General features: G+C 48.5%; 16 protein-coding genes. 15 read left to right on the top strand and 1 reads right to left on the bottom strand.

Going from position 1 to position 17602, the window contains the following annotated elements; translation table 11 throughout:
- The first annotated feature begins 3 nt into the window (after positions 1 to 3).
- The 10 genes from L6442_RS12770 to L6442_RS12815 all read left to right on the top strand — a co-directional run bounded on the left by L6442_RS12770 (position 4) and on the right by L6442_RS12815 (position 11832).
- Positions 4 to 1428: an ABC transporter substrate-binding protein gene (locus tag L6442_RS12770; protein ID WP_212977235.1), complete on the top strand. Its 1425-nt coding sequence runs from the start codon at positions 4 to 6 to the stop codon at positions 1426 to 1428.
- Between the two features lie 128 nt (positions 1429 to 1556).
- Positions 1557 to 2459: a carbohydrate ABC transporter permease gene (locus L6442_RS12775; protein ID WP_194232115.1), complete on the top strand. Its 903-nt coding sequence runs from the start codon at positions 1557 to 1559 to the stop codon at positions 2457 to 2459.
- 21 nt (positions 2460 to 2480) lie between these two features.
- Positions 2481 to 3341 (top strand): carbohydrate ABC transporter permease, encoded by an 861-nt coding sequence (locus L6442_RS12780; protein WP_212977236.1) that lies wholly within the window; start codon positions 2481 to 2483, stop codon positions 3339 to 3341.
- 1 nt (position 3342) lies between these two features.
- The gene (locus L6442_RS12785; RefSeq protein WP_212977237.1) at positions 3343 to 4539 is read left to right on the top strand and encodes an anhydro-N-acetylmuramic acid kinase; all 1197 of its coding nucleotides are present in this window, start codon (positions 3343 to 3345) and stop codon (positions 4537 to 4539) included.
- 49 nt (positions 4540 to 4588) lie between these two features.
- The gene (locus L6442_RS12790) at positions 4589 to 5554 is read left to right on the top strand and encodes a GNAT family N-acetyltransferase (RefSeq protein WP_212977238.1); all 966 of its coding nucleotides are present in this window, start codon (positions 4589 to 4591) and stop codon (positions 5552 to 5554) included.
- Positions 5555 to 5557: 3 nt separating this feature from the next.
- Positions 5558 to 6265, top strand: coding sequence for a PIG-L deacetylase family protein (locus tag L6442_RS12795; protein ID WP_194232111.1), 708 nt, complete (start codon positions 5558 to 5560; stop codon positions 6263 to 6265).
- Between the two features lie 149 nt (positions 6266 to 6414).
- On the top strand, positions 6415 to 7554 hold the full coding sequence (locus tag L6442_RS12800; protein WP_212977239.1) for an exo-beta-N-acetylmuramidase NamZ family protein: 1140 nt from the start codon (positions 6415 to 6417) through the stop codon (positions 7552 to 7554).
- A gap of 16 nt (positions 7555 to 7570) precedes the next feature.
- A complete protein-coding gene (locus L6442_RS12805; protein WP_212977240.1) occupies positions 7571 to 9124 on the top strand; it encodes a glycoside hydrolase family 3 protein in 1554 nt (517 codons plus the stop codon).
- A gap of 45 nt (positions 9125 to 9169) precedes the next feature.
- Entirely contained in the window at positions 9170 to 10087 is a 918-nt protein-coding gene (locus L6442_RS12810) for an N-acetylglucosamine kinase (RefSeq protein WP_212977241.1), read from the top strand.
- Between the two features lie 479 nt (positions 10088 to 10566).
- Positions 10567 to 11832, top strand: a complete 1266-nt coding sequence (locus tag L6442_RS12815; protein ID WP_212977242.1) for a copper amine oxidase N-terminal domain-containing protein — start codon at positions 10567 to 10569, stop codon at positions 11830 to 11832.
- 31 nt (positions 11833 to 11863) lie between these two features.
- On the opposite strand, the gene L6442_RS12820 is transcribed toward L6442_RS12815, so the two are convergent.
- Positions 11864 to 12361, bottom strand: a complete 498-nt coding sequence (locus tag L6442_RS12820) for a stalk domain-containing protein (protein ID WP_212977243.1) — start codon at positions 12359 to 12361, stop codon at positions 11864 to 11866.
- A gap of 255 nt (positions 12362 to 12616) precedes the next feature.
- Between L6442_RS12820 and L6442_RS12825 the strand changes: the two genes are divergently transcribed.
- From L6442_RS12825 to L6442_RS12845, 5 genes are all read left to right on the top strand, one after another.
- Positions 12617 to 13657: a hypothetical protein gene (locus L6442_RS12825; RefSeq protein WP_212977244.1), complete on the top strand. Its 1041-nt coding sequence runs from the start codon at positions 12617 to 12619 to the stop codon at positions 13655 to 13657.
- Between the two features lie 347 nt (positions 13658 to 14004).
- Positions 14005 to 15318: a serine hydrolase domain-containing protein gene (locus L6442_RS12830; protein WP_212977245.1), complete on the top strand. Its 1314-nt coding sequence runs from the start codon at positions 14005 to 14007 to the stop codon at positions 15316 to 15318.
- A 64-nt stretch (positions 15319 to 15382) separates the two neighbouring features.
- Positions 15383 to 15694 carry an ArsR/SmtB family transcription factor gene (locus tag L6442_RS12835; protein ID WP_212977246.1) on the top strand — a complete coding sequence of 104 codons (312 nt, stop codon included), beginning with the start codon at positions 15383 to 15385 and terminating at the stop codon, positions 15692 to 15694.
- A gap of 95 nt (positions 15695 to 15789) precedes the next feature.
- A complete protein-coding gene (locus tag L6442_RS12840) occupies positions 15790 to 16971 on the top strand; it encodes an MFS transporter (RefSeq protein WP_212977247.1) in 1182 nt (393 codons plus the stop codon).
- A 116-nt stretch (positions 16972 to 17087) separates the two neighbouring features.
- The gene (locus tag L6442_RS12845) at positions 17088 to 17552 is read left to right on the top strand and encodes a PaaI family thioesterase (protein WP_237100295.1); all 465 of its coding nucleotides are present in this window, start codon (positions 17088 to 17090) and stop codon (positions 17550 to 17552) included.
- Positions 17553 to 17602 lie beyond the last annotated feature (50 nt).

A 17602-nucleotide genomic window follows, 5' to 3' on the forward strand; every position in this document is an offset into this window, starting at 1 on the left:
TTCATGAAAAAGAGAATGAGAGTATTGGCATCCGTGTTTGCGCTCAGCATGGCTTTGACGACCTTGTCCGCTTGCGGCAGCGGAAGCAAAGATGCTGAAACCAAAAATGCGGACGATCCGAATGCAAAAGATACGATCACGGCGCTCCTGCCGCCGGTATCCGCGAACTTCCAAAGCAATTTTGACCAAATGGCGAAGGAATTCAATGAAAAATATCCGAACCTGACGCTCAAAATCGAGCCTGCCAGCTGGGAGGACATGACGCAAAAGCTGGATACGCAGGTCAATGCGGGCAGTCCGCCGGATATCGCATTTATTCCTTCCGACGGTATTCCGAAATATGTGGATTCAGGGTTGCTCATGGATATTTCGGATACGGCAACAGATGATATGATCAAGGATTATGACCCTGCTCCTCTTGAATACATGAAAAACGGCAAAGGTCTGTACGGCTTCCCGGCATACATGGAAGCTCATGCGATCGGCGGCAACAAGGAATATTTGGAAAAAGCCGGCATTGACTATAAAAAGGTGCAAAAAGAAGGCTGGACTTTCGACGAGTTCCGCGAAGCGATTAAAAAGGGCGTTGTGACTGAAAACGGCAAAACATCCCGTTATGGTTTTGTATTCGCAACTGCTGGCGTAACTTCCAAAGACTACCTTGATATTCTGGTGAAAAGCGCCGGCATGCCATCTGCTTTTAATCAAGATCTGAAATATACTTACACAAGCAAAAACTTCCTTGAAGTGCTGAAAGACATCCGCGTGATGATCGACGACGGTTCCATGCCGAAAGAACTGAGCTCCATCGATGCAGGCAAACGCTGGAACATGTTCCTGACAGGTCAAACGATGATTACGGGTAAAGGGCTTGCAGGCTTTGAAAGAAACGCAAAGGAGAACAACGAAAAGCTTAAAAACAAGGATGCAAGTGCGGTTAAAGGATCCATTCCTGTAGAGTATATTGTACTTCCTGTTCCTTCCTTTGCAGGTGCTAAAGCACAAACAAGAGTTGCCGTTGACGGTTACGTAACTTTCCGCGGCACGAAAGAGCCAACAGCAGCTCACAAAGCTAATGTGGTTAAAGCAGCTAACTTCCTGTCCAGTGGTAAGGTTGCAGCTACGACGAACAATGAACTGTATGTAGCACAAATTACAGAGTCGAGCAGAAAAGCGGCTGAAAGCATGCCTGTTGACCGCGATCCGGACAACAAGGCAGCCATTGAAAGTATGCTTACGCATGCAGTTCCTGCTCGTCCTGACATCCCAACGGACCTTGGCGCTAAAGCACTCAAGCTTGAAGATGAAGTCATCGTCCCTAAACTGCAAGCATTGATCGCTGGCGAAATTACGCCGGAAGCGATGTATGATGCGGTCAAATCCGCGGCAGTGCAAGCCTTTGGCGATGACGGGGTCGTGAAAGACTAGAAAAACGTGATCAAAAGCGGACTTTTTGAACAACCTCTAGACAGAAAATATGTTGGAGAGCCGTATGACTTCCATACGGCTTTCCTTCCATATTCGTGAAATGCAAGTATGAAAGGGGTTTCGCAAATATGACAGAATATGCTAAACCGATCAAACGGCGGAAGATCAATAGTGATGCAATTTGGGGATATGCTTTTATCGCTGCAGCCCTCCTGATTTTCTTGATGTTTACCGCATACCCGGTTGTTAGTGCTTTGATTATAAGCTTTCAAGAATATAAGCCGGTTGGTTCAACGTTTATCGGATTTGATAACTATACAGAAACCTTCAAAGACTCTCTGTTCTGGAAGGCAATAGTAAATACTATTGTGTATACGCTGTTAACAGTTCCAGTATCTCTTTTCTTATCCTTTGCAGTATCGATCCTGATCCTGCCGTTTAAGAAAAGAATGCAAACCGCATTTAAAGCGGTCTATTATCTTCCTGCTGTCGCTTCAGGCGTGGCATTGTCGGTGGTTTGGCTGTGGATCTATGATCCGATGCCGGAAGGTATTTTCAACAAACTCACCTCGTTTTTCGGCTTGGGTACCCATAACTGGCTAGGATCCAGTGCTTACGCGATGTTTTCGCTGGTTTTGATGGCTTGGTTGTCCAGTCATGGCACGAGCATCATTATTTATCTTGCAGCTTTGTTAGGCATTGATGGAAGCTATTATGAAGCAGCTGAACTCGATGGAGCGAATTTTTTCCAAAAGCTGCGGTATATTGTTGTTCCTTGTTTGAAACCAACCACCTTGTTCTTGCTCGTTACAGGTGTGATCGGTTCGTTCCAGGTATTCCAAAATGCGTATCTGATGACCGGCGGCGGACCAGACAATGCAACCACGATGGTAGGCTTACTTATTTTCAATAATGCATTTAAATATTTCGAATTTGGCAAGGCAGCAGCACAGTCTCTGATTCTGGCCGCTATTATCGCCGGTATTTCGGTAATTCAATTCAAATTCCTTGGCAAAGACGTGGAATATTAAAGGAAGGGAGATGCAGCTCTTATGGCTCTTTACAACGCACATCCTGGGAAACCGCTTATCAGAATCACCAGAAATACGGCTATTATCACCGTACTTCTGCTGTTTGCTCTGGCAACGATTTTCCCGATCTACTTTATGATTATTTCTTCCTTTGGTGAACCCGTTGCCGCCGGGGCCATGGATTACAGATTATTTCCAAGCAGCTTTTCGCTTGAATCTTATAAGTTTTTCTTCGAGTTCAGTCCATACACTTGGCGCTGGCTGCTGAACTCCTTGATTGTGGCAACCACTGTTATGGTAACCAACGTACTGTTCGCCAGCATGGCAGGGTACGCTTTTTCGAAAATCAAGTTTAAAGGAAGAGTATTGATTTTTTCGATCATGCTTGTCGCTATGATGATTCCTTATCAGGTAACACAGGTTCCTCTGTACATCCTGATCGTAAATATTTTCCATATAGAAAATACGTATACCGCTTTAATTCTGCCGGGTCTTGTTACGGTTTATAACATCTTTCTTGCCAAGCAGTTTATGAGCAGCATTCCGAACGAAATTCTGGAATGCGCAAAAATTGAAGGTTGTAACCAGTTCCAAATCTATTTCCGTATTATTTTGCCTCTTTCCAAGACCGTTCTTGCGGTCATGGCGATTCTGACCTTTATGGACAACTGGAATACGTTCTTCTGGCCGCTTCTGGTAACGAACTCCATGGATATGCAGACAATCCAGGTCGGACTCAAGAGCTTTAAATTTGCGAATACGACTTTATTTGCGCCAATGATGGCTGGGGCCACGATTTCGGCTCTGCCAATGTTCATTCTGTTCTTCAGCCTGCAGAAATACTTCCTTGAAGGCGTAACCGTAGGCGCGGTGAAGGGCTGATATGAAGCGCGAAACTCTGGATAAGCATTCAAGCCGCTATGCCGTGGGATTGATGTCGGGCACTTCAGTGGATGGAATAGATGCAGCGGTAATCGAACTGGCGGATAGGCAAGAGGGAAGCATTTCAGTTCAAATGATTGCGTTCGAAAATGTACCGTATCCGGCTGCCGTCAGGCAGGAGATTTTTGCCCTGTTCGATCCGGTTCAGGCTACGGTTGACAGATTGGGACGTTTGAATGTATTGCTTGGCGAGCTGTATGCGGACGCAGCATTATCCGTGATTGCGAAGGCGGGACTTACGCCTGCAGATATTACCGTCATCGGTTCGCATGGTCAGACGATCTATCATGCGCCGCAGATGGAAAAGCTGCATGGTTATGACATTCATTATACTGTGCAAATCGGCGAGGGGTCGGTAATCAGGGCGCGGACGGGAATTCCATGCGTGACCGACTTTAGGCCAGCGGATATGGCAGCAGGGGGACAAGGCGCGCCGCTCGTTCCTTTTACGGAATTTCTTCTTTATCGGGAAGAGAAACGTACCTTATTGCTGCAAAACATCGGCGGCATCGGCAATATGACGGTCATTCCCGCCGGCTGCGCGCAAGAAGAGGTTTTCGCGTTTGATACCGGACCCGGAAACATGATTATCGACGGCGTTGTCGAACGTCTGTTTTCGGGGCAACTAACGATGGATATCGGAGGGGCCATTGCCCGCCGCGGCAGGATTCACGAAGGGCTGCTGGGCCTCCTGAAGCTGGAGCCTTATTACTCGCAGCCGCTTCCCAAATCGACCGGTAGGGAGCAATTCGGCTCGTCTTATATAGATTGGCTGCTGAACGAAGCGGGGAAGCAGAACGTAACACCCGAAGATGTGGTGGCAACCGTCACGATGCTGACCGCATGGTCGATCGGCGATGCCTATTGCCGTTATGTCCACGGGCGTTATCCTGCGGATGCTTTGATTGTGGGCGGTGGCGGCAGCTACAACCCGGTTTTGGTCGAGAACTTGCGCCGGGAAATGGAAATGTTGGGTGTACAGGTGATGACGCAGGAGCAAATCGGGCAAAGCAGTGATGCCAAAGAGGCCGTCGCTTTTGCCATCCTTGCCGACTACGCGCTCAGACGTCAGCCGAATAATCTTCCGAATGTAACAGGGGCCAAGCGGCCGGTCGTAATGGGGAAAATAAGCTTTTAATGCCTGTTCAAAAAACTACGAATGCTGACGATGAACGGAGGTGCCGCTCATGCTGAACGCCTGGGAAGACAAATACACGCAGCCGGTAATCGATTTATGGAATAAAGAAGCCGTTATGGATGGGTACAAGGAGCTAACGAAGCAGAGCTTTCAGCAGATTTTTGCGTCCAGCCCCTATTTCGACAAGGAAAACACATTTATTCTAAGCGAAGACGGGCAGGTCACCGGTTTTGCTTGCGGATGTACGGGAAGCGATTTGCCGCTTGGCGAGACGGCCGGATATATTACCTGCATCGTGCTGGATGAACCAAGCCAAACGGATGATAACTATCGGCTTTTGCTTGGCGCGCTAGAAAAACGTTTTCAGGAGCTTGGCAAAAAGCAGGCGGATATTTTGTTTTTTAACCCGATGATGCTGCCGTGGTACATACCGGATACGCCGAAACATGAGCATAACAACGCGCCTGGAGTGCCGTTAGGCAGCAGATTGTATTCCTTTTTGCGGCAGGAAGGCTACGTGGAACGCGCCATTGAAAACGCCATGTATCTGGACCTTGACCGGTTTGTCATGCCGGAAGAGATCCGCCGCAAGGAAGAAAAGGCGGCCGCAAACGGCTACAGGGTGGAAATGTTTGATCCCGCCCGACATGGCGGAGTAACAGAAATGCTTCAGGGTCTGAATAATCCGCTTTGGGAGAAGGAAATCGGCAAATGCACATCGGACGGCACCCCTGTCGTGGTGGCGGTGCAAGGAAGCCGGACGGTCGGATTCGCCGGCCCGGTGATCCGGCAGGATAATGGACGGGGATATTTTGCCGGGATTGGGGTTCATCCGGAGCATGAAGGCCATGGTCTTGGAACCATTTTGTTTTTTAAATTGTGCGAAGCTTTCAAAGTGATCGGTACCGAGTACATGTCACTCTACACAGGCAGCAGCAATCCGGCGATCCGGATTTACGAAAAAGCGGGCTTCCATACCGTAAAACAATTTTCAGTCATGCGAAGGGAGTTTTAAGGAATGAGCGAACAGAAGTTGACGATTTTGGCGATAGGCGGACATGTAGGGGATGCGGAACTGACGGCTGGGGGAGTGCTGGCGAGCCACTCCTTAAAAGGAGACAAGATCGTTACACTCGCTTTGACAGCAGGGGAGCGCGGCGTTCCGGCCGGGCAGGACATGGCGGAATACCGAATTCAAAAGGTGAATGAAGCCAAAGCTTTTGCCGATATGCTGGGCGGTGAATCCATCGTGTTTGATATTCCGGACGGCGAGCTGAAGGATACCGAAGAAATGCGTCTGCGCGTCTGCGACGTCATCCGCCGCGTGAAACCGAACGTCATCATCACGCATTGGAAAAACAGCATGCACAAAGACCATGCGACGACGCACAACATCGTAAACGACGCCCGTTTTTTCGCGGGACTCGCTTCATTCGAAAGAGAACTGCCCGCTCATTTTGCTCCCAGGCTGTATTATGCCGAAAACTGGGAGGATGCGGTTGATTACAAGCCTTATATCTACGTGGATTTTTCCAAGGAAGCCTTTGATCTGTGGGTAAAGGCGACGGAGCAGCATTGGTTTGTGACGGGCAGCAAGTCATTCCCTTATCTTGAATATTACAAACATCTTGCGAGAGTACGCGGCATCGAAGCGCGCAAGGAATACGCCGAAACCTTTATGGTACCGGAAGAAACCAAACGCGTGTTGAAGAGCGACTTATTTTAAATAAGCTGAACTAAACGCCACCCGGCTGCCTGTATCCGTACAATCATTGGTTCAACTTATTTAGTTAATCGATCATACAGTGGCTGCAGCAATGGAAATTGCCGCGGTCATTTTTTTCAAACCAATCTTTTCTGCAAGGGGGAACAACGATGATTCTGAACGGGATCGACACAGTTATGGAAGCGGCCCATCTGTTGAAAGGGAAAAAGCTTGGACTGATTACATCGCCGACCGGTTTAAACCGGCATTTTGAATCTACGATTCAGATTTTGCATGATAACTTTCATTTGGCCGCAATGTTTTCGCCTGAGCATGGCGTACGCGGGGATCAGGCTGCAGGAGCTATGGTCGATACCTATACCGATCCGATTACCCAAGTGCCTGTATACAGCTTGTACCGCAAAGATTCCAAACGGCTGAGCCAGGAAATGCTGGATGAAGTGGATCTGGTCGTCTACGACATCCAGGACGTAGGCGCACGCTATTATACATTTATTTATACGATGCTGTATGCACTGGAAGACTGCGCGAAAGCAGGGAAGGAGATCGTTATTTTCGACCGGATCAATCCGCTTGGCGGGGTGACGGTCGAAGGCAATATTTTGAAGCCGGGATACGAATCGTTTGTAGGCAATTATCCGCTTGCGGTTCGCTACGGATTGACTGCGGGCGAAGTAGCGATCATGGCGAATGAGCAGCAGGGCTGGAACGCCAAACTGCATGTGATCCGCTGTCAGGGCTGGGACCGCGATATGCTGTTTCCGGAGACGGGGCGCCATTGGATTATGCCTTCCCTGGGGATCCCGCGGTTTGAATCGGCATTGATTTATCCGGGCACCTGCCTGTTCGAAGGCACGAACATCTCCGAAGGGCGCGGGACTACCGCCCCGTTTGAGATCATAGGCGCTCCTTTTATTCATGCGGAGCAGCTTGCGGCCGAAATGAACAGTCTGAAGCTGCCAGGGGTTATGTTCCGTCCGGTATATTTCAAGCCGTCCTTTTCCAAATTCGAAGGAGAGCAGTGCGGAGGCGTACAGATCCATATTCTTGATTGCCGGGCTGTGCAGCCCCTCGAAACCGGAGTTTGGCTGCTGTTCACTATCCAAAGGAACTACGAGCAATTTTCGTTCCTGCCGCCTCTTAAGGAAAATTCAAGGCCGTTTATCGATTTGCTGGCCGGAGACAGCATATACCGCGATGAAAACGTTGATGTCCCGGCCCTGCTGGAACAATTCCGCGCGGAAAGCCGCGAATTCGCCAAGCTGAAAACGGAATATCACTTATATTAAGGAGCGAATAACCGGGATGAAGGAACTAACTTTAAAAGAAAAAATCGGCCAGCTGATCGTAACGGGCTTCCCCGGCCAGGATCTCGATGAGGCGACGCTTCGTCTGATCGAGGACTATAAAATTGGAAATATCATTTTGTTCGCGCATAACGTAAAAGACAAGGGGCAGCTCAAACATCTAAACGCAAAGCTTCAGGAAAAAATCACGGAGCATACGGGTTATCCGGCTTTGATCTCCATAGATCAGGAGGGCGGGCGCGTAACCCGGCTTCCCCAAGATGCGGTCAACGTGCCGGGAGCGATGGCGATTGCTTCAACCGGACGGCCGGAAAATGCTTATGCGGCGGGACGCATTACCGCCCGCGAAATGCGGGAGCTGGGAATCAATTTTAATCTGGCGCCGGTGCTGGATATCAACAACAATAAACAGAATCCGGTCATCAACGTGCGTTCTTACGGGGATACGGCTGAGGTCGTGACCGAATACGGGCTGCAAATGCTGCGCGGTTTGCGGGAAGGCGGCGTGCTGGCCGCGATCAAGCATTTCCCCGGACATGGCGATACGGCGGTGGATTCCCATCTGGGCCTGCCTTCGATCGATAAATCACTGGAAGCGTTGGCGGAGCTTGAATTAAAGCCGTTTCAGGCGGCCATTGACAGCGGTGCCGAATGCCTGACCAGCGCGCATATCCTGTTCCCGGCCATCGAGAAAAACCAGGTTCCGGCCACGATGTCAAGATCGATCATTACCGGTCTGCTAAAGGAAAAAATGGGATATCAAGGGCTTGTTATTTCGGACTGCCTTGAAATGAACGCCATTCAGAAATATTACGGAACCGCAGAAGGGGCCATAGGGGCGTTGAAAGCTGGCGTTCATCTGCTGTTCATCAGCCACTCCTCCCGTTTGGTTAAGGATGCGGTCCAGCGGATCGAGCAGGCGGTCCGGTCCGGCGAACTGCCGCTTGCCATCATTGATGAAGCCGTGGAGAAGGTATTGTTTTATAAAGCGAAGTATGGCCGGATTGTTGGCGGAGAATTGTCTGCGGCTGAACATGCCGTGAACCGGCGTGCCGCAGAGGCGATCAGCCTTGAGAGCATCTGTCATGTGAGCGGAGAATTGGAGAGGGTCAAGCGGAACGCATCCGATACGATCGTGATCGGAAGCTTGCCATACCGTCCCGATCAGGCATCCAGCCAAATCGGCATGGATCTCTCTTTTCCGGCGGAAGCGGGGGCGGCCTTTGGCATTCCGTATCTAGTGACGGATATCAATCCTGATGAACAAGAGCAAGAACGGATTGTGGCACAAGTGAAGGATTACCAAAAAGTGGTAATCGGATTATACAACGGCTGCGACCATACAGGCCAGCTGCAGTTGGTGAGCCGGCTAGCCCGGGCAGGCCATCGGGTTGCGGCGGTTGCTTTTGGCAAGCCGTATGATCTGGAAACGTTGGATGAAGGCGTTTGCGGGTTGGCTGCATTTGAATATACCCGAACGGCCATTCATTCTGTCATTCGCATTCTCGGCGGAGAAACGCCGCCCACCGGCCGACTCAGTCTTCGCCATTAAAAATGCACTTATGAATCTTTATTGAGCAAGGAAGTGACGACATCGATGAAATTTGTAGCCGGTCTGGATGGTGGAGGCACAAAAACAGCTGTAACGGTTGCGGATGAACGGGGGACGGTTTTGAAGACTTTTACCTCGGGAGCCATCAATTATAATGGTCAGGATGAAGCTAGCGTCGGCGCAAGCCTGAAGGAAATTGTACGGGAAATCGGGGCAATCTGCAGCGGGATTGAACATTGCGCGGAAATATGCGTCGGCGCCGCCGGTGTCAGCAATCCCACGGTTGTAAGCAGGTTAACGGAGCAGATCCGGAGCAGCGGTTTTCAAGGGGGGCTTCATATCACCGGTGATCATGAAACCGCCTTGTACGGGGCGCATCTGAGGGATTATGGAATGATTCTGATTGCCGGAACGGGCTCCATCGGTCTTGGAAAAAATAAAGCGGGCGCTACCCATCGCACCGGAGGTTACGGGCATCTGATCGATGACGAAGGAAGCGGCTACGCGATTGGGCGCGATTTGCTGTCGGCACTCGTCCAAGCGCATGATGGGCGAATTCCGGAGACGGTGATTACCGAACTCGTTTACAAACAGCTGCAAATCGCTACAATACAGGAAGTTATTAGCTTTGTTTACGATAAGCGCACGAACAAAAAGGACATTGCCGCGCTGGCGCCGATCCTTTCGGCAGCCTGTGCGGCCGGAGATCCGGCGGCGCTATGCATTGCGGAGAAATGTGCTTCCTCGTTGCTGGGCCTTGTGATTCCGATGGCGGAAGCCCTGTCGCTTCAAGAAGACAGCCTGGCCGTGGCCGGCAGTGTCTTGCTCAAAAACATTTTCATTCAGAAAATGTTCCGTGAGAAACTGCTTGAACATTATCCTAAGATGGAATGCATAGCGCCAAAAAGCGATGCCTCGATGGGCGCTGCATTAATGGCTTTAAGGCGATTGCAATCCAATTAAACGGCAGATTGCGGCACAGGCAGTTAAGTCGATTTTCAAATCAGCCTTTCGTTTATTCGCTTCAAACTTGAGCTGAAAGATGAAGAAATGGCGGTGCAAAACGATGATTTTTTTGTGCCGTTATTTCTTTATTTCGATTGACTGAAGATGTATAATGCAAAGAAAGTATCCAGAAAAAGGGGGGAGAATCATGTCTCGTTGAAAGTAAACACCTTCCAAGTAGCTTGGGACAGTACCATTACAACCATTTCCTCAAATTAGTTCCCGCCACGAGAGTTACCAACATTTTATTTCTTTCAGAGTTTTGATTCCTATCCACCTTTTAGTAAATTGTGATCGCGCCATCCCTCATTTTTGTAGTGTATCGCCGATTTGCGTTAAAGCAAGAATAACCGGCGATTACCGGCATACAAATGGTGGATACTTGGAATTTAACACGGGAAAGAGATAAAACATAAAAGGAGTGAAGAATTAATCACATGAAAGGTTTAAGAGTAAATACGAAAACTGGAATTATTGCTTTTTTTGCTTTTTTGCTGATTACAGCCGGTTTTTGGGGAGCGCGGCCGGTTGAGGCCGAGTCGGCTTCGCCAATCAAGGTAGCCGTGGATACGAAATGGATCTCTTTTTCGGTTGATCCGCTGATCGACGGGGGAACGACGCTGGTGCAAATGCGCCCGCTTTTTGAATCGATGGGAATCTCCCTCAAGTGGGATCAGCAGAAACAGATCATAACGGGCCAAAAGGATTCCATGTCCTTCACATTGAAGGTCGACAGCTCCAAAGCGGTGCTGAACGGGAAAGAAATCACATTGGATAAACCAGCGCGGGTCATTCATGGCAATACACTGGTTCCGCTGCGGTTCGTGGGCGAGGCAACGGGGAGCGTTGTAGCCTGGGATGCCCCAAACAGGGAAATCACGATTTTTACGGAGCAGATGATCAAACAGCTCGGACTTACCAAAGAGCAGGTGGAGAAAATAGTTGCCGAGCATGGTTGGTCAGGTTCTGGCACATCGCCGGATAACAACCAACAACCGACCGATCCGGGGCAGAAGCCGAACCAAAACGGAACACAGCCGCCAGCGGGAGCGGTTAATCTTGAAAAGCTGCAGGGAATGTATGCCGGATTTCGCACGGATGTAGGCGGCTACGAATGCGGAGGCACCTGCTGGGATTTTTACACTTTCCTTCCCGGAAAAAAAGTAGTCGTTGGCGAACCGGAGCAAGGCGGGCCGGAGACGATCGATTGCTCCAAACAGTCGTGCAATACGTATACCATTCAAAGTAACAAGCTTGTCTTAAATAACGGAAAAACCTACTCCGTCCGCGTGTCGGCACAAGGAAATCTGATCATTGATGATGTTGAATTAACGGCCGTTAAGCCGGTAGCGCCGGGGTACAAATTAAATGGGGGTTATGTGTTTAGAGGTTTTGAAGGATTGGCTGGAGCCAATGCTGCTTCTTCGGCTTGGGAGGAGTGGATTACCTTTAAAGCGGACGGAACCTTCAAAAGCGATAATTTGACGTTAGGCACGCTTGATACGGGTTCCGCGTCAACCAACTCCGGCTCGGGAACGAGCGGCTCAGGGACTTACAGCATTTCCGGAAATACCATCACGCTTCAATTTTCCGGGGGAAAAACATTCCGTTACGTCTTTTTCGTACACGCTGGAAAAAATGGGCAGCCGAATCCGCTTAATATCCAAATCGGCAGCCGTAATTTTTATGTCGATAACAAATGATTTGGAAGAAAGCAAGCTGAATTGATCCCGACTACAGCTCCTTGTTTTCTCCTGTTATCATATCCATCTTATAAACTTTACTTGTTGTTTTGTTGACGCTGAACCAGCCATACGTGGCTATATGATCAGGGAAATTTTCAAATACATGAATGGAATATTCGTTATCGTCGGCGCTGTCGATCATCATATGAAGATGATATTTGTCAGCGTCTTTTTTTATTTTCTGATAAACCAGAATTAAAGCTTGTTCTTCGCTGATGGCCGCAGCCGGCTGTTTTCCGATATATAGTTTATTGTCCTGCAAGCTGACCTGCTTGCCGATAGACTCCGAAAGCGGACGGACCGGTACATAAGTCGTTCCTTTATAGATGAAGGCATCCGCTGATTTCGTTTTGGCTCCGTCTACGTACAGGTCTATTTTTTTCAATAACACCTGGATATTTGTTCCGGCTGCGGCAAAAGCGGTAACACCCGTGACCATCGAGCCGATCGTAAGACCGATGAGCAGTCCCTTCAGCTTATCTTTCATGTGATGAACCTCTTTTCTTCTGGAAATGATAACCTTAGTATAGAACTGAAATATCATTCTGGATAGTACCGCAAGCAACTTTAGCATGGTAAAAAACGTCGAAATCATAGATATTCTGCGATTGCCCGAGAAATAAACGGTATTTCCCTGCATATGCTCATAGCAAACTGGCAAGTCGGGCGCTTGCCTTTTGTTTTATAAATCTAACCGGAATATGATGATTTGAATGTCAAACAGGCGGGAGGTTAACGGATCATGAAAATTGGATTGGCACGGCAAAATGCGGCGGCATGGGTAACAACCAATGCGCGAAAGGAAGAAGGGTATCTGGGTGCTTATTTTAGCGGTTCTACGGTTGGGCGTTCTGATCAGGATTCGCTGCCTGTAGGTTCAGACATAGATGTCGTTGTCGTCAGAGAGGGGGAGGAGGCCCCGCCGAAGCCGGGGAAGATCCGGTTCCGGGATACGCTTATTGAGATCACCTATGTATCTTCGAAGCAGCTTGATTCAGCCGAACATCTGCTAAAGTCCTATCATCTGGCCGGAAGCTTCCGCTTTAACACCATTATCGATGACCCTACAGGAGGTTTGCGCAGGCTGCAAGAGCAGGTCTCGAAGCATTTTGCGGAGAAAAAATGGGTCCGCCAACGGTGTGAGGAAGCTAGAGTCCGGGCTGAAACCGGACTGCGTTCCCTAAATCCAGACGCCCCCTTATATGAACGGGTGACAAGCTGGTTGTTTCCGACGGGCGTAATGACGCATGTCATTCTGGTTGCGGCTCTTCGGAATCCGACGGTGAGACTCCGGTATTTGGCGGCGCGAAAAGTTTTGGCGGAATATGGTTACGATGATTTTTATCCGCGGCTGCTCGCTTTATTGGGATGTGAAGATTGGACGGCGGAGCTAGTAGAGCATCATCTGGCAGGGCTTGAACATACTTTTGATGCTGCGGCAGCCGCGGCCCGAGCGCCGTTTTTCTTCAGCTCCGACATTACTCCCGAAGCGCGCTGCATCGTCATTGACGGCAGCAGGGAACTTATTTCTGCCGGAGATCACCGCGAAGCGGTGTTTTGGATCGTGGCGACATACGCCAGATGCCAGCAAATTTTAGCCGTTGACGCTCCGGAAGAAGTACGGCGCTTGTTTGAACCTGCTTTCCATGAGATTTTGGCGGATTTGGGTCTTGATTCGCATGGGGACATGGTTCGCCGCAGCGAAGAGGCGATGCGAATGATGCCGGAGCTGTGGCAGATTGCCGAGGAGATTATGCGTGCCAATCCGGAAGTTATGGAATGAAATGAATTTTCTATATCAATAGGCCATGGCGTTTATTCAAACCGGTTTGCCCGAGGAACAAAGTTGTATTCAATTCCCGGAATCAGCACGGATGACGCGATTGCGGTGAAAACGGACGAGGGTTGCTTTTTTAAAATGATTAATGCCATTAAAGAACGAACTGAAGAGGAGAAACACAAATAGGAGGAAATATATGGAGGGGGAATTGAAACACGAATCGTATTGTTTTGCTGAAGAAGGTTTAAGCTTCTGGCAGGATACTTTAACATTAATTGTTTATTACCTCCATTTTTCGTTGGTTCTTTGATACGATTTAGGTGACTCAAAATATTTAGGAGGGCTGGATTATGCTCCAGGAACGGATCGGAAAATGGATGGCGTCTTACGCTCAAAATGGCTATTTAAACGGATCGATATTAATAGCTCGCAACGGACAGGTTATTTTTAAAGAAGGCTTCGGAATGGCCAACCGGGAGCACAAGGTGCCAAATACGCCTGCAACCAAATTTCGCATCGGATCCCTAACCAAAGCTTTTACAGCCATGGGCATATTTCAACTGCATGAGGAGAAAAAACTGAATATTAACGATACTCTAGATAAATATATTTCAGATTATCCAAACGGGGATCGCATTTCGATTTACCATTGCTTAACGAATACTTCCGGCATTCCCAACTACACTAGTTTCCCCGACTTTTGGTCTTATACCATGAGACTTCCATTAACGCTAACTCAACTGATTGATTCATTTAAGGTTCGCGATTTGGAGTTTGAACCGGGTAGCAGGTTTGGATACTCAAATTCAGGTTATGCTTTGTTAACGCAGATTATCGAATCCGTTTCCGGGATGTCCTACTCCGATTATATCCGGGAGAAAATTTGCCAACCTTTAGGAATGTACCATACCGGCTGTGATGATGGCGTACGAATCGTATCGAATCTGGCTTCCGGGTATTCTTTTTTTGAAGAACCGATTCATGCTGCCTATACAGATTTATCATTCCCATTAGGTTGCTATGGCTTGTATTCGACGACTGAGGATCTGTTCATTTGGGATCAAGCATTAAAAACATCCAAATTGTTAAGCAAAAATTCGACGAAAAAAATGTTTACGCCAAATCACGGATCTTATGCATGCGGATGGATGATTTCAGAAATGCAAGGCCGAACATGCATCAATCATTTTGGCGATATTGACGGATATTTCAGCGATTTTCTCAGGTTTGTGGATGATGATGTTACGATCATTTTCTTGAGTAATATGAGCGTAACTCCTGTAACCCATTTAAGCCGTGAAATGGCCAAGCTTGTTTTTGGCGAAAATGTTTCTTTACCGCTTCCCGCTGAGCCGATTCAATTTAATAAAAGAGAATTGATCGTAGGCAAGTATTCAGATCATTATGACACAGTAATGTTGGACATATCGCTGAAAAACAACGAACTTTACCTTACTGTTCCAAAAATGTACGGCATATTGTATAAGTTTAAACTGATCCCAGTAAGCCAAGACACCGCCAGGGTGACTTTTATAACCGAGATGGTCAATGAACAGCTTGTGTTTCGTTATTCGGCATCCGGCGAAATCGAGCACGTTGAATATACGGACGATTCAAGTAACAGACATCTTCTGCACAAAGCAGTTCCCAAGATTGATGAATGAGGGGAAGGGATGCATCAGCAAATTTAGAGATTGAAATATCTAGATAAGCAGATATAATAGAGCTATGGATATGGTATTGATTTTCAAGGCGTTGTCCAATGACACTCGCTTGCAAATTCTGGAGTGGTTAAAGGAACCGGACGCAAATTTTGGGCCGCAATTGTTTTTGCCTCCGGATGCTGATTTCAAAGGAGGGATATGCGTAGGAAGCATTCAGGAAAAAACGGGGTTGTCCCAATCCGTGATTTCCAGTTATTTGACGATGATGAAAAAGGCCGGACTGCTCGAATCCCGGCGTTACGGTCAATGGACGTACTACCGGCGAAACGAAGAAACGCTAATGTTTATAGCCAATTTTATCAAGAATAAAATATAAGGACAGGCAGTCGCCATCGTGAGGCTGCCTATTCATTTGCAATAACATATCTAGAAAATTGTATATTTAAATATACAAATTAACGGAGGGGTTTTGTGAAACGGAACGGTTCTATATTTTTCATTGCACTTGGCATTTTTAGCATTATTAATACCGAACTTGGCGTCGTCGGCCTGCTGCCGCTGATTATGAAAAAGTACGGAGTGACCGCCCCTCAGGCGGGTATGCTTGTAAGTTCATTTGCGCTCATTATTGCACTGTTTGGTCCCTGGATGACTCTCCTGATGTCGAGATGGAATCGGAAACGCGTTCTGACGGGCGTTCTCGCGTTGTTTGCCGTCTTTAACCTCGTTTCGGCTTTTGCGCCGACCTTTCCAATTTTGTTGACATTTCGGGTCATTCCGGCTTTCTTTCATCCTGTTTATTTCTCCATTGCCTTCGTATTGGCTGCGGTGCTGTCGGATAAAGAGCGGGCCGCACTTGCAAGTAGAAAGGTATTTCTCGGAGTTAGCACGGGGATGGTGCTTGGCATTCCGATTACGTCTTTCGTCGCTAATCAATTTTCGCTTGGGAGTGCGTTTGTTCTCTCGGCGATTGTGAACGGGGTTGCCTGTCTGGGAATCGCCTTTATGGTACCGTCTACAGCCGACGACCAAAAACCTGCCTCAATCAGACGGCAGCTCGGGGTATTGCGTAAACCGGCCTTGTGGCTGAATATCGGAGCCGCCAGTTTTATACTCGCCGCGATGTTTGACGTGTACAGCTATTTTGCCGAATTTATGGGGCAGCGTCCGGGTATGAATGGGGGGATGGTGAGCATCTTGCTGGTCGTTTTTGGCGCCAGCGGCGTGGCGGGCAACTGGTATGCAGGCAAATTGCTTGGACGTTCTCTGACGAAAACGACGCTGCTGTATCCGGTCGCGTTGGCATTGTGCTACATTCTCCTGCACTATAAAGGAGCATCGCTCATTTGGCTTAGCGTAATCGTTGTAATATGGGGAGCGGTGCATACAAGCGGACTTATCGTCAGTCAAATCTGGCTGACATCGGAAGCGTCTGAAGCGCCGGAGTTTGCGAACAGTCTATTCGTTTCCTTTTCCAATCTGGGGGTCACGATCGGGACGGCTGCAGGAGGTTGGGTGATCGCCCGAGCCGGTACGGGAGAAATAATATGGGGCGGTATTCTGTTTGCCGCGTTGGCCTTGCTGTGCATCGCTGCGGGCACCGTATTGCGGGCAAAGACGAAGACGCCGACGGTACTGGATGGAAAATCATAAAGGGATTTGGCTCAGGCACGATGTCAGGGGAGGAAAAAGAAGGGCGCTTCCTATTATTTACCATCTGATATAAAATGAAATAGATTGATTATGAATGGCGGAAAGGAGCAAACCTCTTGAATGGATTGTTATCCCAATATAAACGCATTATCGCAGGAGAAATTGCGCCGTCTCCTGTCGAACTTCTAATGGGTATCCGACCTTTAGACATCGAGGAGGGCCGTTCGGTTTTTGAATTGGAAGCAACGTACGATCATTCCAATCCGCAAGGAACGGTTAATGGCGGCGTCACGACTACCCTTGCCGATATGGCGATGGGCATGGCGTTCGGAACGACGCTTCAGCCGCATGAAACGTTCACGACCATTGAATTGAAAATCAATTTCTTGAAGCCGATCTGGCTGGGAAAGGTCAGGGCGGAAGCCGAGGTGAAAAAACGCGGCAAAACGATCGGTTTGGTGGAATGCAATCTGTTCGATGAGAAAGGAAGTCTGGTTGCTTTTTCCACGAGTACATGCATGGTGCTTGAAGGCGAAAAGGCCAGCGGCAGGTCACAGCATACTGCAGATGACACAAGATGAAAAACGAATGACTACATTATTTGAGCGAGAGAAATCGTCAAGCAAATTAA

Source organism: Paenibacillus azoreducens (assembly GCF_021654775.1).
GTDB classification, from domain to species: Bacteria; Bacillota; Bacilli; order Paenibacillales; family Paenibacillaceae; genus Paenibacillus_AQ; species Paenibacillus_AQ azoreducens.